Below are 19,851 nucleotides of genomic sequence, written 5' to 3'. Positions count from 1 at the left end.
AAGCGAATTTAATTAAAATCTACGGTTTTAGCAGGGATTTATTTATTGCGAATTATGAAAATAGATTTTTCCGGCTAAAAATCTATAGCAGTATTAATAAATAGAAAACCTTATAATAACCAAAGCCCAAAAATTATAAATATTTTTGGGCTTTGTATCTAATTACTAACCTATGCATTTAAGTTAGCTTTATAAAGTATTATTTTATAAATACTATTTTTGGATGATGATTTTGCTGGTTTCTAACGAATCTCCATTTTCTAACCGAACAAAATAAATACCCTCTATAAGGTTTTTAAGGTCTATACCATTACTTTTAGCAAATACTGCTTGCTCATGCACTTTTTGGCCGCTAATATTATATACCGTTACTAATGTTTCTTTGGCATCAGCAAGTTCTATGGTCAATGCGCCTTTTGTTGGATTAGGGTATACAAGATTTTTTAACTCATGGTTAGCAATACCCAAATTATTTGAGGTAAGTAATACGGTGTAAATTTCGCCAATTACGTAATCAGATCCAAGATCACTTGCAATGTCCATATATTTATCAGTATCATAACTTGTAAGCTGAGGACTGTAAAGTTTATAAAGAGCCGATGTGTTGTTTAAAGGATTATTATCGGTACCGTTAACTTCAAAATACTGGATAACTTTAATGTCATTAATAGTTTTATTTTCAGCATATTCTTCGTTAAATGAAGTTACAAATTGCTCAAGTTCTTCTGTTGTATAGTAAAGCCTTAACGCTGCCCCGGCAGATAGTCCTGCATTATTTTTAAACTCTACACTTTTATTATGGAACATAGCATTTTGTGTAGTGTTATTATTAAGGTTTACACTTGCTGTTCTGTAAGGTAACGATGTATCAATAGAATTTACTTCATAGCATACGCTGGATGTTCCATTATTTGCTGCTATTACAGCTGTAAAGAGGTCGCCATTTTCGTCGGTATTTGCTTTAATAGTATTTGCAAGCAAAGGTCCTGTACCACAATCGTTCCCTACAGTAGGCCAATAGTAAGATGACTGAAAAATGCCCGTTTGCTCCGATACCGGCGTGTTAAACCTAAGCTTCCACAAAGCGTTAGAATGGTTTATACCCAAAGGTGAAGTAGGTGTTTGGCCAAAAGCAAAAAACACTTCATTTGGTGTAGCAATAATAGTGTTATCATCCCCATCAAAAGGAAGGTTAGTAACATCTGTAAAAGTATTTGTTGCAGGGTCATACTCTACTAATTTACTATAGCCATAACCGCCATAAGCTCTTTGTATATATCCTTTGCCGTTGTAGGTAAAGGCTTTGTTACCAGAAAACCCACCTCCTGATGTACTTAATGTCATATCGGCCAAACTTTCCGAAGTCCAGGTATTAGTTGTAAATGAATATTTATAAAACGTTACGTTACTGGAATAATCAGTAATAACATAAGCTACATCGCCTATAGTAAAGTATGCAAATAAACTTGCAGATATTGCCGGGGCGCTGGCAAGCTGCGTCCATTGGTCTGTAGCAGGGTCATATTCATAAAAGTCGTTAGTACTGCTAAAAAAAGTGTGTATAAGTCCCATACCGGCATATAGTTTCCCGTTGTGTGAAAACGATACTATTGATACTCCACCATTACCGGGATAAGGTGCTTTCTCTGTCCAGGTATTTGTTGCAGGGTCATAAACCCAAAGATCATCTGTTGTTGTTTGTGGGTTACGGCTAAATCCGCCAATAAAATAACCTTTACCGTCAATCTCCGTAGCAGAACGCCAATGGTGCTTACTGTTAAGATCTTCTTTTTGGGTCCATGCATCAGTAGCAATATCATATTCCCAAAAATCGGTCATGTGCTCGCCATTTTCTCCACCGCCCAAGTACAGTTTTCCGTTAGCATAGAACCCAGATGCAGATCTTCTGTTGCCACCCATTTCTTCATTAACTGTTTCCCATAAATTTGTTGTAATGCTGTATTTATAAAGGTTATCAGTAAAATTAGATGTATAATCTGTAAATGATTTGTCACCGCCAAAAATATAAATATCGTTGCCTATATTACTTATAGCAGCTTTACATACATTTTCTAACCTCGGTTGGGTAATTTCAGGAGCCTGGTTTAAAAAATTGGTTTTAGCAGTCCATGTGTTTGCAACGGGGTCATACTCAAACCAGCTATCTGTACGGGTAGCTAATGTTACATTATTAACCAAATAATTATATTCGCCAAGCCCGGCATATCCTTTACCATTTTGGCTTATGCTACTGCCATAAACAGGTGGTATAAGGGTAGATGCTTTTTCGGTCCATGCGTTAGTTTCAGGATCGTATTCATAAAACTCGTTAAAAACGCAATTATTTCCTGTACAGCCTATAATTTTTCCGCCGCCATAATAACCTTTTCCATTTATTGCAAAAGCAAAGGTTCCGCTTTTGTTTTCCGTTCCGGGAGCATCTGCCATTGCTGTAACAGTATTGTTTTCTGTGTCGTAGGCATAAAAATCATTACCTATAAATGATTTTACATAAATAATGTTGCCAATTACAAATCCTGAGTCGGGAAAGAAATTTTGAGGCTGCGTTAATACATTTGATGTCCATGTATTTGTTTCAGGATCGTAAACAGATATACCGGTGCCACTATCGCTAAACTGGTACATTAAGTTGTTAACAGTAAAAAAACAACGCCCTAAAGGGTTACTGCATCCGGTAGAAAGTTGTGCCAGTTTAGTAACCTGTCCATTAGAGGGATCGTACTGTATAAAATCTTTTGGCGCACAGCCATTATTACCGCCTAATATAAATAACTTATCGTTGTAAGTTACCATAGAGGCGCCTTCTCTGGCGGTAATATTATTACCTAATGATGCCTGCTGAGTAAACACAGGTGTTTCCTGCGCAGTAGCAGCTGCGCAAAAAGCAAAAAATAATGTGGTAAATAATTGTTTCATAATCTGTAAGTTGTTGATTTCCTACAAAATTACCACATACCTGTATTCTAAAAAATACCTATAAATAGGTATTTTTTTATCGAAAATTAAGCTATTTAGTTGATTATTAAATTTTTATTTAAATATTATTTATAATGCATTGGTCAACTTATTTGTAAGTATTCCTAACTCTACCATACAATCCTTCATCATCCTGTATGTCCTTTCAATATCATTATCAAGCCCTACAGAAAACCGGATAAGCCCATCGGTAAGACCCATTGCCTTTTGCTCTTCTAACGGTATTTCGCTCGATGTTGATGTTCCCGGTGCACTAAATAGTGTTTTGTAGAAGCCAAGGCTTACGGCAAGATAGCCCAGATTACGATGCTGCATTAATTCCATAAGGTCATTAGCTTTATCTATAGACCCTACATCTACGGTCATCATTCCGCCAAAACCATATTCAGGGTTTATCATGGTTTTGTAAAGTTCATGGCTTGGGTGGCTTGCAAGGCCGGGGTAAACCGTTTTTAACCCGTCTTTTTCAAAACGTTGTGCTAAGTAAAGGGCATTGTGACTGTGCTGTTTTATACGTATATGCAGGGTGCGCAGGTTTTTCATGATGCTTGCAGCGCGTAGGCTATCCATAGTAGGGCCAAGCAGCATGGCAGCGCCATCGTTAACATTGCGCAGGGCATCTATAAATTTTTGAGTGCCACAGGCTACACCGCCCACAGTATCGCTGCTGCCATTTATAAATTTGGTAAGGCTGTGTATAACCACATCTGCACCCAGCTTAGCAGGAGAAACCGATAGGGGAGAGAAGGAGTTATCTACAATTAGTTGCAGGTTATGTTTTTTTGCAATTTTAGATAATGCAGGAATATCTGCAACCTCAAGCAATGGGTTGCTTACTGTTTCGCAAAATAAAACTTTGGTATTAGATGTAATAGCAGCTTCAACAACTTCTAATTTTGTGCTGTCAACAAAAGTTGTAGTAATCCCTAAACGCGGTAAAAAGTTTTTCATGAAAGCATAGGTGCCACCATAAATTGTGCGGCTGGAAACTATATGATCACCACTATGGCACAACTGCAACAGGGCGGTAGTTATGGCTCCCATGCCCGATGCTGTTACATTAGCAGTCTCAGTACCTTCCATAGCTGCAAGTGCCTGCCCAAGGTATAAATTACTGGGAGATGAATGGCGTGAGTACAAATAGCAGCCATCGGCATTTCCCTCAAAGGTGTCAAACATGGTTTTTGCTGAAAGAAAGGTATAAGTGGATGAGTCAGAAATTGATGGATTCACACCGCCAAATTCTCCAAAGTATTGCAGGTCTTGTATATTATCGGCAGGGTTAAAATTTTTCATCACGTTTGTTGTTTATGTTTGTTATATATCAAATTGACGATTTAATAATTTTAAAATCAACAATTATGTGAGTTGTTAGATTATAAATCTAATAAATTTAATTTTGTTAGATTTTAAATTTATAACTTGCCAATAACTCTAATAAGAACCGAAAATTTATCTTATGGCTTTAGATGCAATCGATAAAAAACTAATATACCTGTTGCAGGAAGACAGCACAAGGACAACAAAAGAGCTCTCTGTAAAGTTAAACCTTTCGGTTACTGCCGTATATGAGCGTGTAAAAAAACTGGAACGCGAGGGTATTGTGCATAAGTATGTTGCAGTTGTAAACCGCAATAAAGTAAATAAGGGCTTTGTGGTTTTTTGCCATTTAAAGCTTATACAGCATACTAAAGAATATCTTACCAGGTTTGAGCAGCAGGTTACTAAACTTGACGAGGTTTTAGAGTGTTACCATGTTAGCGGCGATTATGATTATATACTTAAAATATTTGTAGCTAATATGGAGGAGTATCGCGAGTTTATGGTAACCAAGCTTACAACACTACAACATATAGGCAGTACCCATAGTACATTTATGATAAGCGAGGTAAAAAACTCTAATATTATTGTAGTATAATTATAAAGCTTTACCCAGTTTTAAATAGCCAATGTGCAAGTCGTCTTCAATGCCATCATCAGTTTTGGTAATTTTAATGTGGTATTTATCTTTCATGTGTGCGGGCAATATGTCCTCCACCTTATGCATATCATCTACGTCAAGGCCATACTTTTCATCAATATGGCTTTCGGCACCTTTAAAGCCATAATGTTTGTAAAAAATAGTTTTTTTAGATTCTTTAATAGCCTTGCTCATAGTATCTGCAACTATAAGGGCTTTATAATGGTATTCTTCAAACTCGCCGGGTTTGTAACCACCCAGGTTAATCAGGAATAATTTTTCGGGTTGTTCTGTAGCTTCTTCTTTCGGTACAATAGATATCCGGTAGCCATTTACGTGTGTTACCGCCCTCCATGAGTCTCCATGCAGCTGCCCTGCATCGGGCCATGAGGCATACATATCGCGTTTTAAATCAAGCACTGATTTACCTATCCCAAAAAAGATATCGTGCTGCTCTGTTAGCCTGCCGGGAGGTGTGCATCCCAGCAAAACCATATAAAGATTGAGGTTCGTGTTCATAATATGGTAAAGGTAGATAAATAAAATTTTATTAAAATTAAGCTAAAACGATTTTCTGGCTCATTTTTTGAATCTACCTTAGTAACTAATAATAATACATAAAATTTAAATTATGAAAAAGATACTTATACTTTTTTCTGCTATTGGGCTTATTTCGTTAACGGGTTGTAATAATGATGACGATGTTGCCGTAGTTCCCGCTAACCAGGTTGTAGAAAATGAGGTTTTCCAGGTAGGGCCGGTAAATTTTGCTTACGATTCTTCAATCAATATGTATTCTTTAATATATGACCTGAATCCTCAAATCTTACCTGCAGATATGATACTCGTTTATAGAAGAACAGTTGATCCGGGTGCTAATAATGCGCCTGTATGGCAATTAATACCAAGAACGATACACAACGGGGCAGATGAAATTGATTATGATTTTAATTTTGACCAGGGAACTATATTATTTACCGTAGATGCTAATTACGATTTACAGGAAACACCAACATATATTAACAACCAGATATTTAGAGTTGTAATATTACCGGGTTATGATAGCTCTGCAAGATTTGATTATAGTAACTATGATGCCGTGGTTAAAAAATTCAATATTAAAGAAAGCGATATTAAAGTGCTAAAATAAATTTTAAATTACCCAATAAAAAGGCTCCTGTAAAGGAGCCTTTTTATTGGGTTTAAATATTTGATTTAAACGTAATGAACTAATGATTATTGATGATGACTGAACTGTAAAGCCCTGATTGCAATTAATTCAAATTGACTTTTGCTAATTATTATTGTCTTAGTTACTCTTGCCCACAGATAGGTCGCCGTATTGAGACTTAACATATATACGGCCTACGCCACTTGTTTTATAGTACCCTTTATAGATATATGTAGATGACTTTTCTATCTTTTCAGATGTTTTAAGATTGCTTAAACCCGACACATCTGAATAAGACCCTGTAAATTCAAAATCAAAAGCAATTTCCGGGTCAAAGTTTAATTTTACATCGGCATAAGTATTAACGATGGTTACGTTTTTAACCAGCCTGCCTAATTTAGATACGGTTAAGTCGCCATAATTTGTAGTAATATTTAAAAGCTGGTCTATTGTCCCAAAAGAAAGGTCTGAATAGCTTCCAGAGCCTGTAAGCCTGTCGGCAGATCGTACAATTAAGTCGCCATACTGGCATTTATAATTTACTGTACCTGCATTATTAACTATAACATCGCTATACTGGCTGTCAAGCTGTAAAGTGCCAACTTTTCCCAAATTAAAATCAGAATATTGTGCAATGATGTCGGCATTTTTAAAATAGTTTAATTTGCCACTACTGCAGTACTGCATTTTTAGGTTATTAGTATCGCCATTAAGTTCATCTATAGAAACTTCTCCATACTGGCAGCTAAGGTTAATATCACCATAAATCTTGCCTAATTTAATGGCCCCATATTGATTAGCAATGCCTAATGTACCATTTTTTGGTATTTTTACAGTATAGTTAATTTCTATATTTACATTTCTGCCCCTAAAGTTAGCTATTACTGTTTTGGCAGTTACAGATGCTTTTGATGCAGAAAATTCTACATCTATGCCATCGAGCCTTTTTGTAATAACATCTTCATCATTGCCGCTAACTTTAATAAGCACATCAATTTCGGTCCTGTTCTCATCCCAGGTTGTAATATAAACGCTGCCATACCTGTTAGCAATTGTAGTACCGGCATTGCCATTTACCACGTAGGCTTTGGTTATACGTTTTTCTTTATTGTATTTTCCTTTTGTATTTCCTGCCATCATAACAGTGGGCAGTATAAGTACAACAAACAGGATTTTATATAATATTGTTTTCATGGTGACTTTCTTTAATCTTTTTAATATTTTCTATTTGTACCAATACCTTTTCTAAAAATGCAATGCGTACCTGCAGGTTAGTAATCATGGCATGCAAAATTTTCTTGTTCTCGCCCTTTTCCTGTAGTTCCAGTGTAAGCCTGTTATAATCAGCTTCCAGTAGTTGCATGTGGTTTAAGGCATCCTGAACGATCTTTTTAGTTTCGGGGCTATTTTCTTTTTCTACTTTTGTGAGTTCCTTTTCTATAATAGAAGAAAAATATATTTGTGTTTCCTTAGCCTGCGGCGACATTTTATTGAGCGCCATATTTTTATTCTGCATAGGGTTAAAAACAATGAGTAAACCCATAAGTATTGCAACAGCTGCCGCTACAGGTGCTGCAAGTTTAAAAGGAAAACGTTGTTTCTTTTTACCATCAAGCCTGTTTAAAAAGCGTTCCTGGTGCCCTAAGTCCGGATGATCAGTATCCCATTGGCCTTCAAAATGGCTAAATAATTCGTCTAAATTGTCTTTTTCATTTTTCATCATGCATTCAGTTTTTTTAGCAGGCTTTCCTTCGCCCTGCTTATGGTAGTGCGGCAGTTACCGGGGGTAATAGCCATAATTTCACTAATTTCTTCATGGTCGTAACCTTCAATGTACAGTAGGGTAAGGGCAATACGGTAATTTTCTTTAAGCGACTGCAGGGCCGCCATAACCTGCTGAACCTTCATATTAGTAAAGTCCAGTTTTGCCTCTTCCTTATAACCATCATCTTCTACTTTATACAAAATATCATCCAGGCTGTCCATGGCATTCCTGTTTATCTTCTTGTAATTATCAAGTGTCTGGTTAACCACAATTTTTTTTAACCATGCGCCAAAAGTAACCTCGCCTTTAAACGAATCCAGCTTGGTAAACGCCTTTAAAAATGCTTCCTGCATAATATCTTCGGCCCAGTGGCTGTCCTTAACAATACGCAGCGCCGTGTTAAACATGGTTTTATAATAGCGGTTATACACCTCAAACTGCGCGTTGCGGTTGCCCTGCCTGCACAGGGTTATTAATGTATCTATATCCGGGTTTGCGTTACTCAACTTTGGTTGCTTGGTTTATACTAATGACGTTGCGAAACTTAAGATGTTACAGTTTCATGAAAAAAAGATACTATTTTATATGTAATAAATTGCATGATCATTCGTTTAGGGTTGAATTTCAGGTTTTTATAAGCAGCACTACGCTTGCGCATTTTATAAGCCCTGTTCCTGCTTTCCGCTTTATCTGCCTCCCTGCGGTTGGCAGGATGCCGCTGCAATCAGGGCTAAGCGAGTGCTTTAGGTGTTTTTTGGATGTAGTGTAGTACTTAACCTGCAAGGTTTCTAAGACCTTGTAGGTTTAACCTTACAATAACTATTGAAAATAATTATACCTACAAGGTCTTAAAGACCTTGCAGGAACTCACATTCTAAAAAAAAGTAAAGGCCACCTCACGGCAGCCTTCAATATAAATATATAAGCAAAAGTATTACTCCTGCATAGTGTGGTACACGTTCATAACGTCGTCGTCCTCCTCAATTTTTTCAAGAAGTTTCTCAACATCAGCAACCTGGTCTTCGGTAAGTTCTTTAGTAATTTGCGGAATCCTTTCAAAGCCTGAAGATAATATCTCAATACCTCTGTGCTCTAATTCTTTCTGGATGGCACCAAAACTTTCAAACGGGGCATACATAACGATACCGCCATCTTCATCGGCAAAAATCTCTTCTACGCCAAAGTCGATCATTTCAAGCTCCATCTCTTCAACATCGCGGCCTTCGGCAGGAATACGGAAGTTACAGGTATGGTCGAACATAAATTCTACAGATCCCTGCGTACCCATAGTACCATTACATTTATTAAAATAACTGCGGATGTTTGCTACCGTACGGTTGTTATTATCTGTAGCGGTTTCTATAAGTATGGCAATGCCGTGAGGTGCATATCCTTCAAACAATACCTCCTTAAAATTTGCGGTATCCTTATCAGATGCTTTTTTAATGGCACGCTCTACATTATCTTTAGGCATGTTAGCTGCCTTGGCATTTTGTATAACCGCCCTTAGCCTGGAGTTAGTTTCGGCATTTGGCCCGCCTTCTTTAACGGCCATTACTATATCTTTACCTATCCTTGTAAACGTTTTGGCCATAGCCGACCAACGTTTCATTTTCCTGGCTTTCCTAAATTCAAACGCTCTTCCCATAGTTAAATAATTTGCAGCACAAATTTATAATTATTCGTTGTTTTTGCAAACACAAATTTTGCTGCTATCTCTTTTTATAATTGTTCATGTCCTGCAGTATTTTCAGGCTCTCAAATATGTACGGGTCTGTCCGTACCGATTTTACTTTAGACTCTGTAACCGTCTTTAAAAACGAATCTTTCTCTGTTTCAACAGCACCTGTAACCGGGGTTACAGTTACACTGCTTTCCTTATCCATCTCGCCGGATATTTCTTTCCACAGGTTATCTGTAACATGCACATCGTCATAAACGGTGTCAAAGGTAACAGGTAGTGGTGGCTTCTGGTTTTTATAAACGCCGTTAATTTTAGTGTTAACCTCTTTTATGTGATTAAGCGATTTACTCTTATTTATACGTTCTTTGCTCAGTACCACGGCCTCTTTTAAAATTTCATCGGGCATTTTGCTGTAGCGCAGGCTAATGTCTATACTGTCATTTTTTAGGGCAGTAGGCATGGTCTTTTCGCGGGGCAGCATATCGTTAAAAAAAGTAGGCAACTCTACATCCGGCAGTATGCCTGTGTACTGGCTGCTCTTACCTGTAACGCGGTAAAACTTATCTATAGTAACTTTTACAAAATCGTTAGGGTCGTCGTTGTCCAGTTGTTGTATGGTTTGCATAGTTGCCTTGCCTACAGTGGGTGTACCCACAATAACGGCACGGTTATAATCCTGCATTACACCGGCAAAAAATTCGCTGGCAGATGCTGTAAAACCGTTTACTAATACTATCATGGGGCCATTATACAACATGCCGCGGTTATAATCGCGAATGGTGTTATATTGCATATTCCTGTCAGTTACTACTGCTATAGGGCCAAAGCTAATAAACATGCCCGCCATACGGATAACCTCGTCCATAGAGCCGCCACCATTATATTGCAGGTCTATAATAAGGCCGCTTATCTCGCTTTTTTTAAGTTTAGCCACCTCTTTAGCCACGTCATCGGCAACACCTCCATTTTGGTCGCCATTTTCAAAAGCGGTATAAAAGCTTGGTATTTTTATGTAGCCTGTTTTTTGTTTGCCTTCGCCCAGTATAAAGCTGTAAACAGTGTGGTCATCGGCTTTCATAATTTGTTTTTCCAGGCTAACGTTGTACAGCGTACCATCTTTTTTACGCATGGTGAGGTCTACTTTTTTGTAATTATCGCTGCTTACAATATTGTTTATGGCCTCCATAGATGCGCATGATACCGTATATTCCGTATCGTTTGCAGCGAGCTTTATAATCTTGTCGCCCTTTTCAACTTTTTTAGTGCCAAAGGCCGGCCCTCCTGGAACCACTTCTTCCACAACGATCTCTTCTTTTTCGTTTTGGCTTACATAAATGCCAAGCGAATAATTTTCGGTAGAGATTGATGATACAAAAGACGCTTTTTCGTTATAATTAAAATAAGTGGAATGCGGGTCGAAATACGAACAGAATACCGAGTAAAACCTGTTGTACATACTCTCGTCAAATCCTTCCGACGGGTTAAGCTGACTGTTTACACGGCAGAGGTAAGTGTCTATAACTTTATTTTTAGATGCTTCAAAAAGCCCGGCCACTTTACCGCGAAGTGAATCTTTGTTTTTACTAAGCATAGATATGTCCTCCAGTATATCGAAGGTTATTTTCTTGCGCAAAAATTTTTTAATCCGTTCCGGGTCAGAATGGTAGGGGAATGTTTTTTTGCTGTAAAAAATGGTGTCTTTAGAATTGTAGGAGAGGGGTTCTTTGGCAATTTCTTCTACAAATCTTTTGTTGCGCTCCAGTGCTTTTTTATATGAAGCTACAAAATCTCCAAAAAAAGCACAGTCTTTACCGGTAAGGTAATCGTCTATTTTGTACTTATGTTTTTCCAACAACGCATTTTCCTGGGCTAAAAACAATATTTTGTTATCGTCCAGCTGCTCCATTACTGTAGTGTAGACATAAACCGAAAGGCTGTCGTCTACCGGTTTTGGTTTATAATGCCTGGTTTGCAGCACATCATTAATGCGGCTAAAAACGCTGCATGCCTTTTCCTGCCCCTGTGCCATTGCCTGTAGGGAGCAAAAAAAGGCCAATACAGCTATTTTTTTCATACTATTCTTTTTCTTCTTTTTTATAGAAAGGTAGTTTTACTACCGTTGCAGCCACATCGTTTTTACGAATGCGAATAAATATTTCGCTTCCCGGTGCAGCATATTCGGTTGGTACATAACCCATGCCAATACCTTTGTTAAGTGAAGGTGCCATAGTGCCCGATGTTACAATACCTATAACAGTACCTTCGGCATCTACAATTTCGTAATCGTGGCGTGGCACACCTCTTTCGGTTAGTTCAAAGCCTATAAGCTTGCGGCTTACACCAACTTCTTTTTGCTGCTTTAGAGATTCTGAATTTACGAAATTTTTATTAAACTTGGTTATCCATCCTAAACCTGCTTCAAGAGGCGATGTTGTATCGTTAATATCGTTACCATAAAGGCAAAAGCCCATCTCTAAACGTAACGTATCGCGGGCAGCAAGGCCTATAGGCTTAATGTCATAAGCGGCGCCTGCCTCAAATACTTTGTTCCAAATTTGTTCTATCTCGCTGTTTTTTGCATAAATCTCAAAGCCACCACTACCGGTATATCCTGTAGCTGAAATAATTACATGCTCTATACCTGCAAAATCGGCCACTTCAAAATGGTAATACTTAATGGCGGCAAGGTCTATAGATGTTAACGATTGCATTGCCTCCATAGCCATAGGCCCCTGAATGGCAAGCAGCGAATAATCATCGCTAAGGTTGCGCATGGTAACGTCAAGATCGTTATGAGACGATATCCATTCCCAGTCTTTATCTATGTTACTTGCATTTACAACAAGCAAATATTCTTCTTCTTTAAGTTTGTACACAATAAGGTCGTCTACAATACCGCCAATAAGGTTAGGTAAACAAGAATACTGTGCCCTGCCAATAGTAAGCTGAGAGGCATCGTTACTGGTAACTTTTTGTATCAGGTCTAATGCTTTAGGGCCGCTTAAAAGAAATTCTCCCATGTGCGATACGTCAAAAACACCCACGCCGTTGCGCACCGTGTCGTGTTCTGCATTAACTCCTTCATAAAGTACAGGCATATTGAAGCCCGCAAACGGAACCATTTTGGCACCAAGGCCCTCGTGTATGTGCGTAAGCGCAGTATTTTTCATTTATGTGTAAAGTAAAAGTTTGATTGCGCTAATTTATTGAAAAAACCGCAACCAATGTATCTGTATTTTAACAATTATGATTTATTAACGAAATTGCAGCAACGTGTGATTCCTAATTTATCAGATTGCTTTGTGTGTAATATAAGTAGCAGGAAATTATCTATTCAAAATTTAAACTGTTTTGGCTTTATGAATTCTTATAGTCTTTGTTAATACTACCTACTGCGCTGATAACAAATATCCCTTCAACCCTTCATAACTATTTATAGCAATAACTTTTTTCTCGCCATTCATAACACTTTTTATTTGCTCAGGTATAGGGATTTCAATAGCAAGGTTTTTAATAATACTGTCGGCAAACTTAACCGGGTGGGCAGTTTCAAGGAACACGCCTGTGTATTCACCATGCTTATCTGCCAGATATTTTTTTAAGCCTAAGTACCCTACAGCCCCATGCGGGTCGCACAGGTATTCATCTTCGGTATATACTTTTTGCAGGGCAGCTATAGTTTCCTTATCCGTAAAACTGTATGAAGTCAGTTCTTCATCAAGCTTCCCAAATTGCTTCCCGAACAACTCCAGTATGCGTACAAAATTGCTTGGGTTACTCACATCCATAGCGTTAGATAGCGTTTCTATAGTGCCTTTGGGTGTATATTCCTGTGTATCCATATAGCGTGGCACGGTATCATTGGCATTGGTAGCCGCTATAAAATGAGCAATGGGCAGCCCGATTTTTTTAGCCATCATACCCGCGCAAATATTGCCAAAGTTACCGCTGGGTACTGCTACAACAAGTGGCTTGCCGGCCTTCTTTAAAGCTTTGTAGGCAAAAAAGTAGTAGAACATTTGCGGCAGCCAACGTGCAATATTTATCGAGTTGGCCGATGTTAAGCTCACGTCTTTAAGTTCTTCATCAAGGAATGCTTTTTTTACCATATCCTGGCAATCGTCAAATGTGCCTTCTACCTCAAGGGCAGTAATATTCTGGCCGAGTGTGGTTAACTGTTTTTCCTGTACATCGCTTACTTTACCGCTTGGGTATAATATTACTACATTAATACCCTCTACACCAAGAAAGCCACTTGCTACAGCGCCACCGGTATCTCCGGATGTTGCTACGAGTATGGTTATTTTTTTATCTGCTTCGTCTTTTGTAAAGTAGTTAAGGCAGCGCGACATAAAGCGTGCACCCACATCTTTAAACGCCATAGTAGGCCCGTGGAATAACTCCAGCGCATACACATCTTCCTCAACTTCAACTAATGGGAAATTAAACGACAATGTTTCCTCAACGATTTGTCTCAGTCTGTCTTCCGGAATTTCGTCGCCTATAAATGGGGCAATTACTTTATAGGCAATCTCTGCCCCGGTATAATTTTCTATATTCTCTATAAAATCAGCATCAAGCTGTGGTATGCTTTCCGGGAAGTAAAGGCCTTTATCGGGCGCAATGCCGGTTATGGCAGCTTCCTTAAAGGATACTTTATGCGATGGATTATTTAAACTGTAGTATTTCATGATTGTAAAATGTTAGGGCAACAAATAATAGCGCTCCCTGATCTTTAATAATATTTTGTTCGCTTTATCAGCTACGGTTTTATTTGCTGAGTTTCCTCATCTTTTTCATTATCATTTTGCTCGGATGTTATGTGCTTCAAATAATTACTGACAATGTCAGATAAACTGCAATTCTGCTGCTTAGCAAACTCTTTAGCTTCCTTCAGTACCTCTTCGTCTATTGTTAAAGTTAGTTTAGAATTCATAATAAAAGATTTAGATATTAAATTATTGCACGTGTATTATTTTTATCCCCTCCGGGTTTATTGCCGATACATGCACTTCAAACGGGATTCCTGTGTCTTTCATTATGGCAGCCATTACCTGCCCGGCTCTTTTTGCAGTAGTTAATCCTTTGGACAATGCAAATACCGATGGCCCGCTGCCGGATATCCCTCCGCCTAAAGCGCCTGCTGCAATAGCTGCTGCCTTGAGCTCGTCAAATTTCGGGATAAGGATACTACGAACCGGCTCAACGAGCTCGTCATGAAGTGACCGTCCTATAAGGTCGTAATCGCCGGTGTATAAACCACTGATTAACCCGCCCAGGTTACCGCATTGTATGGTCGCCTTTTTAAGGCTGATATTCTCTTTTAGTACAGATCGCGCATCTTTAGTTTTAAGTTCTATTTGCGGATGGATTACGGTAGCGTACAATTCTGTCGGCGATTTAATAGCAATAATATCCAGCGGGTCGTAACTGCGCACAAGGGTAAAACCACCCAAAAGGGCAGGGGCTACATTATCGGCATGGGCGGTACCACTTGCCAGTTTTTCGCCCTGCATGGCATACTGCACAAGTTCTTTTGTGCTTAGCGGGCTGCCAAGTAAGTGGTTAATGCCAAATACCGCACCCGCAGCACTGGCAGCACTGCTGCCTATACCACTACCTGCTTTTATATTTTTTGTAATGCTAATGCTAAAACCAAAGTCAGGGTCTAAGGCTTCAATTAAAGCCAAAGCTGCAACACCCGCCACATTTTTCTCTGTCTCCAACGGGAGGTCGGCACCAATGATCTCTGTTATCCTGATTCCTTTTTCAGGAGTTTTGGTAACCGTCATGGTATCGCCCACACTTTCCAGGCAAAGGCCAAGCACGTCGAACCCGCAGGAAACGTTAGCTATGGTAGCAGGGCAAAATAGTTGTATCTCGTTCATGATATTTTTAGCCACGAATTGCACGAATTACACCAATTCAGTTTAGAACGGGCAAAAATTTGTGCTAATTCGTGAAATTCGTGGTTTAATCTAATTTTTACTTATTCCCAATCCTTATCACATCTGCAAAAATACCCGATGCTGTTACTGCCGCACCTGCACCTGCACCTTTTATAATTAGAGGCTGGTCGGCATAACGATCGGTGTAAAACAGCACAATGTTATCTTTACCCTCAAGGTTATAGAACGGGTGGGTTAGAGGGATAAACTGCAGTCCCACATTTGCCTTGCCATTCTCGAACGACGCAACAAATTTAAGTCGGTCGCCATTTAAATGAGCTCTTTTATACAAAGCATCAAAGTGCGCAGCATTGTTAACCAGCGACTGTAAAAAATTATCGTTATTAGTTGTTGCCAGGCATTCATCCGGCAGGAACGAAATAGTGTCTATATCGTCAATTTCCATCTCATACCCGCTTTCGCGGATAAGTATAACAAGTTTGCGCTTTACGTCAATCCCGCTAAGGTCAATCTTAGGGTCGGGTTCCGTGTAACCTTCCGTCATAGCTTGCTTTACGACGTTTACAAACGGAGTGTTTTCGCCAAAATTATTAAATATAAAGTTAAGGCTGCCGCTAAGCACCGCCTGTATTTTATGTACCCGGTCGCCACTGGCAATAAGGTTTTTAAGCGTATCTATAATGGGTAATCCGGCACCCACATTGGTTTCGAAGAGGAATGGCGCATTATATTGCCTCGACAGGTTTTTAAGGTGTTTGTAATTAGCATATTCAGATGAGCAAGCTACTTTGTTACATGTAACCACGGCAATGCTATTCTTTAAATATTCTGCGTATGTAGCTGCAACGGTATCGCTTGCCGTATTATCTACAAAAATACTGTTGCGCAGGTTAAGCTCTTTTATTTTGCTAATAAAGCCATTGGTACTGGTAGCTTCGCCGGTTTCAAGAAGCGGTTTGAATCCTTCAAGGTCTATGCCTTCTTCATCAAAATACATTTTGCGGGAGTTAGAGAGCCCCACAATACGCACATTAATCCTTAAATTATCCTTAAGATAGCTATACTGCGATTTTATCTGGTCAAGGAATTTTTCGCCCACATTACCCACGCCCATTACAAAAAGGTTAAGCTGAATGGTAGCATCTTCAAAAAAAGTTTCGTGCAAGGTATTAAGTGCTTTCTTAACATCTTTTTTATCAATAACTGCAGAGATATTTCTTTCAGAAGCGCCCTGTGCAATCGCCCTTATGTTTATATTGTTCTTACCAAGCGTGCTAAACATACGTCCGCTCAATCCCTGGTGGTTTTTCATATTCTCGCCAACTACGGCGATAATTGAAAGGCCATTCTCTATAATGGCGGGATATATTTTAAGCTGCTTAATCTCAAAATCAAATTCGGCATCAATGGCAGCCTGTGCTTTTTTGGCTTCAGCCTCCACAATACCCAGACAGATGGAATGCTCAGACGATGCCTGAGTAATAAATATCACGTTAATGTTCTCTTTAGAAATTACTTCAAACAGTCGTTTAGAGAAACCTGCCACACCCACCATACCGGGGCCTTCAAGAGTTATCAGGGTAACATCATCTACATTACTAATACCGCGAATAGGGTTACCGCTCTTTACCTCGGGCACTTTGTTTATGGTGCTACCGTGGGCATCGGGCTCAAAAGTATTTTTTATATGAAGCGTAATATCTTTATTTAATATCGGCTGAATGGTAGGAGGGTAGAGTACTTTAGCACCAAAATGCGAAAGTTCCATAGCCTCTTCAAACGTAATGTAAGGTATCGGTTCGGCCTGTTTTACAATTTTAGGGTTGGCGGTATAAATACCGTTCACATCAGTCCATATTTCAAGACTTTCCACATCAAGCGCGGCGGCTACAATGGCAGCGGTATAATCGCTTCCACCACGGCCCAGGGTAGTGGTGTGACCGTCGCCGGCCTGTGCAATAAAGCCGGGCATTACAGTAATGTCGTGCTTATTTGTAGAGAAATATTCTGCAATAAGCGCATTGGTAACTTCAAAATTAACCACCGCTTTACCAAAACGGCTGTTGGTTTTTATCAGGTCTCGGCTATCGGCAAGCGAGGCATCTTCGCCTTGTGCCTTTAAAACCTCCGATATAATGTAAGACGAAAGCACTTCGCCAAACGACAGTATAAGATCTTTAGTACGTTCAGATAATTCGCCAAGCAGGAAGCAACCGTCTAACAATGTTTCAAGGCGGTTCAGTTCTCTTTTGGCATGGCTTAAAACGCTGCTTTGCCCCGTTGCAGGCACTAACGTTTTAATGACCTCAAGGTGGCGTGCTTCAACTTTTTCAAGTACGGGTTTGTACTCCTCACTTTTTTCTGACGCGCTTATGGCGGCAGCAAGCAGTAAATCGGTCACTCCGCCAAGGGCAGAAACTACCACAACAACAGGGGCAGTTTGCTTTTTTTGTTTAACAATATTTATACAAAGCGATATATTTTGGGCATTGGCAACAGATGTTCCGCCAAATTTTATAATGTTCATGGGAGTAGGTTTGTTATTAGTGTACATGGGGGTTTAAGCTATTTGTATAAATAACCATGGCACGCGGTCTATATGTAATTATTATACCCCAATTGGGGTGATCGTAGTTGTGGTAATAGAAATATTTACAGCCCCTGTAGAGGTAGGGGTTATTGTAGTTAAATATTTGTTGCTATTAGCCATCATATACTTACAAATGTAATAAATTTACATAGCTGCCCAAGTTTACTGGGGCTTTTTACGGATATTTTATTAATACAACAAATTGACTGGTAAATGAAGATTTTTGACACAATAAACATACGTGAGGCTGATAAAATAACAATTACCAACCAGAGTATTACATCCATCCAGCTTATGGAAAGGGCCGCTTTTGAAGTTTTTTTGTGGCTTAAAAAACATTTTGCCGATAAAGAGACCACTTTTCATGTTTTTTGCGGGCGGGGTAACAATGGTGGCGACGGGCTTGTGGTTGCCCGGCTGCTTAAGGAAGACGGGTATCCGCTTATACTGGATATTATAGAAGATGCCGGAAGGCCCACCCCCGAATATGAAGTTGCCTTAAAGCATATAGAAGAAAACAATATAGCTTATAACACCGGCGAAGTTTACGATTTTAAAAGGGGAAAACTTGTTTATATCGACGCATTATTTGGTATTGGGATGAACCGAGACCTGCCTGAAAGTGTGGTAACCGTTATCGACAGGATAAACCGTTGCCAGGGCACTATTATATCTATAGATGTACCATCGGGTATGTATATGGATAAGCCTACTGAGTTTGCAGTACAGAGCGATATTGTTTTAACATTCATGTTCCCAAAGCTTGCCTTTTACATGGCAGGCAATAGTGATTATATAAACCGTGTAGAAATATTAAACATAGGCATAGACAAGCAATTTATACATGACACCCCGTCTTATTACGAGTTTATAGATAGCCACCAGATTGAAAAACGTTACCGCCCCATAAAACCCCATGCACATAAGGGCACACAGGGGCATGCATTAATTATAGGTGGTAGTTATGGTAAAATAGGTGCGGTGTGCCTTTCGGCAAAGGCTGCTTTAAAGTCGGGATGCGGACTGGTAACGGCATACCTGCCTAAATGTGGGTACGAAATTATACAGTCTTCTTTCCCCGAGGCTATGGCACTTACTGATGGCGATGAGCATATTACAAAAATAGGTTTCGAATTGCAGCCCAAAGCTGTAGGGTTAGGCCCCGGTATTGGGCAGCATCCTGAAACCCAGCAGGCCATCCATGATTTTTTAAAACTTGCCACTGTACCGATGGTAATAGATGCCGATGCGCTCAACATCTTATCATACAATAAAGAATGGCTGGAACACCTACCGGAGAACAGCATCCTGACCCCGCACCCCAAAGAACTGGAACGCCTTTTAGGCAAATGGGATAACGATTTTGATAAGCTGGAAAAAGCAAAAGCTTTTTCAACTCAGTATAAATTGGTTATTGTGGCTAAAGATGCCCATACCTTTATTGTTAACGGCAATAGTGTGTATATAAATTCTACAGGTAATGCAGCTTTGGCAACCGGTGGCACGGGCGATGTGCTTACCGGTATTATAACCGGGCTTCTTGCGCAGGGGTATGTAGCGGCAGATGCAGCAGTACTGGGCGTTTACCTGCACGGGCTTACCGCCGATATTGCAGTTACAGAGACGGGGCATCAGGCATTTACAGCGTCAGATGTTATTAATTATTTGGGCAAAGCCTATCTTAAAATAGAAGCAGAATGCAGGCAAAAATGAAAAATTGCTAAAAATGTTGTTTTTTACTTGCGAATTAGTGAATTTTGCGGATTCTAAACCAC

17 protein-coding genes are annotated in these 19,851 nt (G+C 39.3%); 3 read left to right on the top strand and 14 right to left on the bottom strand.

Annotation, left to right across the window (positions count from 1 at the left end; all coding sequences use genetic code 11):
• Positions 1–213 precede the first annotated feature (213 nt).
• A complete protein-coding gene (locus F565_RS0115935; protein ID WP_020214241.1) occupies positions 214–2,937 on the bottom strand; it encodes a Kelch repeat-containing protein in 2,724 nt (907 codons plus the stop codon).
• A gap of 129 nt (positions 2,938–3,066) precedes the next feature.
• Complete coding sequence (locus F565_RS0115930; protein WP_020214240.1) at positions 3,067–4,293, bottom strand: aminotransferase class I/II-fold pyridoxal phosphate-dependent enzyme; 1,227 nt, start codon at positions 4,291–4,293, stop codon at positions 3,067–3,069.
• A 163-nt stretch (positions 4,294–4,456) separates the two neighbouring features.
• Between F565_RS0115930 and F565_RS0115925 the strand changes: the two genes are divergently transcribed.
• Entirely contained in the window at positions 4,457–4,915 is a 459-nt protein-coding gene (locus F565_RS0115925; RefSeq protein WP_020214239.1) for an Lrp/AsnC family transcriptional regulator, read from the top strand.
• Here the strand turns inward: F565_RS0115925 and F565_RS0115920 are convergent, their stop codons facing one another.
• Positions 4,916–5,476, bottom strand: a complete 561-nt coding sequence (locus F565_RS0115920; RefSeq protein WP_026300104.1) for a DUF1543 domain-containing protein — start codon at positions 5,474–5,476, stop codon at positions 4,916–4,918.
• 112 nt (positions 5,477–5,588) lie between these two features.
• Between F565_RS0115920 and F565_RS0115915 the strand changes: the two genes are divergently transcribed.
• Positions 5,589–6,107, top strand: coding sequence for a hypothetical protein (locus F565_RS0115915; RefSeq protein WP_020214237.1), 519 nt, complete (start codon positions 5,589–5,591; stop codon positions 6,105–6,107).
• Positions 6,108–6,266: 159 nt separating this feature from the next.
• On the opposite strand, the gene F565_RS0115910 is transcribed toward F565_RS0115915, so the two are convergent.
• From F565_RS0115910 to thrA, 11 genes are all read right to left on the bottom strand, one after another.
• Positions 6,267–7,322, bottom strand: a complete 1,056-nt coding sequence (locus F565_RS0115910) for a hypothetical protein (protein WP_020214236.1) — start codon at positions 7,320–7,322, stop codon at positions 6,267–6,269.
• Positions 7,303–7,851, bottom strand: a complete 549-nt coding sequence (locus F565_RS0115905) for an anti-sigma factor (protein WP_154652629.1) — start codon at positions 7,849–7,851, stop codon at positions 7,303–7,305. Before F565_RS0115905 ends, F565_RS0115910 begins: the two co-directional genes overlap by 20 nt.
• Complete coding sequence (locus F565_RS0115900) at positions 7,848–8,399, bottom strand: RNA polymerase sigma factor (RefSeq protein WP_020214234.1); 552 nt, start codon at positions 8,397–8,399, stop codon at positions 7,848–7,850. The genes F565_RS0115905 and F565_RS0115900 overlap by 4 nt, the downstream gene beginning before the upstream one ends.
• A gap of 38 nt (positions 8,400–8,437) precedes the next feature.
• A complete protein-coding gene (locus tag F565_RS0115895; RefSeq protein ID WP_020214233.1) occupies positions 8,438–8,617 on the bottom strand; it encodes a hypothetical protein in 180 nt (59 codons plus the stop codon).
• A 210-nt stretch (positions 8,618–8,827) separates the two neighbouring features.
• On the bottom strand, positions 8,828–9,541 hold the full coding sequence (locus F565_RS0115890; protein WP_020214232.1) for a YebC/PmpR family DNA-binding transcriptional regulator: 714 nt from the start codon (positions 9,539–9,541) through the stop codon (positions 8,828–8,830).
• A 64-nt stretch (positions 9,542–9,605) separates the two neighbouring features.
• Positions 9,606–11,651, bottom strand: coding sequence for a S41 family peptidase (locus F565_RS0115885; RefSeq protein WP_026300102.1), 2,046 nt, complete (start codon positions 11,649–11,651; stop codon positions 9,606–9,608).
• 1 nt (position 11,652) lies between these two features.
• A complete protein-coding gene (gcvT, locus tag F565_RS0115880; protein ID WP_020214230.1) occupies positions 11,653–12,747 on the bottom strand; it encodes a glycine cleavage system aminomethyltransferase GcvT in 1,095 nt (364 codons plus the stop codon).
• Positions 12,748–12,966: 219 nt separating this feature from the next.
• Positions 12,967–14,268, bottom strand: a complete 1,302-nt coding sequence (gene thrC, locus F565_RS0115875) for a threonine synthase (protein WP_020214229.1) — start codon at positions 14,266–14,268, stop codon at positions 12,967–12,969.
• 71 nt (positions 14,269–14,339) lie between these two features.
• The gene (locus F565_RS22915) at positions 14,340–14,513 is read right to left on the bottom strand and encodes a DUF6364 family protein (protein ID WP_020214228.1); all 174 of its coding nucleotides are present in this window, start codon (positions 14,511–14,513) and stop codon (positions 14,340–14,342) included.
• 22 nt (positions 14,514–14,535) lie between these two features.
• The gene (locus F565_RS0115865; RefSeq protein WP_026300101.1) at positions 14,536–15,465 is read right to left on the bottom strand and encodes a homoserine kinase; all 930 of its coding nucleotides are present in this window, start codon (positions 15,463–15,465) and stop codon (positions 14,536–14,538) included.
• 97 nt (positions 15,466–15,562) lie between these two features.
• Positions 15,563–18,013, bottom strand: coding sequence for a bifunctional aspartate kinase/homoserine dehydrogenase I (thrA, locus tag F565_RS0115860; protein WP_026300100.1), 2,451 nt, complete (start codon positions 18,011–18,013; stop codon positions 15,563–15,565).
• 276 nt (positions 18,014–18,289) lie between these two features.
• On the opposite strand from thrA, the gene F565_RS0115855 reads away from it, so the two are divergent.
• On the top strand, positions 18,290–19,789 hold the full coding sequence (locus F565_RS0115855) for a bifunctional ADP-dependent NAD(P)H-hydrate dehydratase/NAD(P)H-hydrate epimerase (protein ID WP_020214225.1): 1,500 nt from the start codon (positions 18,290–18,292) through the stop codon (positions 19,787–19,789).
• Positions 19,790–19,851: the final 62 nt, after the last annotated feature.

The sequence above is a fragment of the Flavobacterium rivuli WB 3.3-2 = DSM 21788 genome, assembly GCF_000378485.1.
GTDB lineage: Bacteria > Bacteroidota > Bacteroidia > Flavobacteriales > Flavobacteriaceae > Flavobacterium > Flavobacterium rivuli.
Note: the sequence above shows the minus strand (reverse complement) of the source record. Positions and strands in the feature narration are given on the sequence as shown.

What these genes read in the sequence shown, in the direction of transcription:
- F565_RS0115935 (WP_020214241.1), bottom strand. Translation starts at nt 2,937, where the DNA reads ATGAAACAATTATTTACCACATTATTTTTTGCTTTTTGCGCAGCTGCT.
- F565_RS0115930 (WP_020214240.1), bottom strand. Translation starts at nt 4,293, where the DNA reads ATGAAAAATTTTAACCCTGCCGATAATATACAAGACCTGCAATACTTT.
- F565_RS0115925 (WP_020214239.1), top strand. Translation starts at nt 4,457, where the DNA reads ATGGCTTTAGATGCAATCGATAAAAAACTAATATACCTGTTGCAGGAA.
- F565_RS0115920 (WP_026300104.1), bottom strand. Translation starts at nt 5,476, where the DNA reads ATGAACACGAACCTCAATCTTTATATGGTTTTGCTGGGATGCACACCT.
- F565_RS0115915 (WP_020214237.1), top strand. Translation starts at nt 5,589, where the DNA reads ATGAAAAAGATACTTATACTTTTTTCTGCTATTGGGCTTATTTCGTTA.
- F565_RS0115910 (WP_020214236.1), bottom strand. Translation starts at nt 7,322, where the DNA reads ATGAAAACAATATTATATAAAATCCTGTTTGTTGTACTTATACTGCCC.
- F565_RS0115905 (WP_154652629.1), bottom strand. Translation starts at nt 7,851, where the DNA reads ATGATGAAAAATGAAAAAGACAATTTAGACGAATTATTTAGCCATTTT.
- F565_RS0115890 (WP_020214232.1), bottom strand. Translation starts at nt 9,541, where the DNA reads ATGGGAAGAGCGTTTGAATTTAGGAAAGCCAGGAAAATGAAACGTTGG.
- F565_RS0115885 (WP_026300102.1), bottom strand. Translation starts at nt 11,651, where the DNA reads ATGAAAAAAATAGCTGTATTGGCCTTTTTTTGCTCCCTACAGGCAATG.
- gcvT (WP_020214230.1), bottom strand. Translation starts at nt 12,747, where the DNA reads ATGAAAAATACTGCGCTTACGCACATACACGAGGGCCTTGGTGCCAAA.
- thrC (WP_020214229.1), bottom strand. Translation starts at nt 14,268, where the DNA reads ATGAAATACTACAGTTTAAATAATCCATCGCATAAAGTATCCTTTAAG.
- F565_RS22915 (WP_020214228.1), bottom strand. Translation starts at nt 14,513, where the DNA reads ATGAATTCTAAACTAACTTTAACAATAGACGAAGAGGTACTGAAGGAA.
- F565_RS0115865 (WP_026300101.1), bottom strand. Translation starts at nt 15,465, where the DNA reads ATGAACGAGATACAACTATTTTGCCCTGCTACCATAGCTAACGTTTCC.
- thrA (WP_026300100.1), bottom strand. Translation starts at nt 18,013, where the DNA reads ATGAACATTATAAAATTTGGCGGAACATCTGTTGCCAATGCCCAAAAT.
- F565_RS0115855 (WP_020214225.1), top strand. Translation starts at nt 18,290, where the DNA reads ATGAAGATTTTTGACACAATAAACATACGTGAGGCTGATAAAATAACA.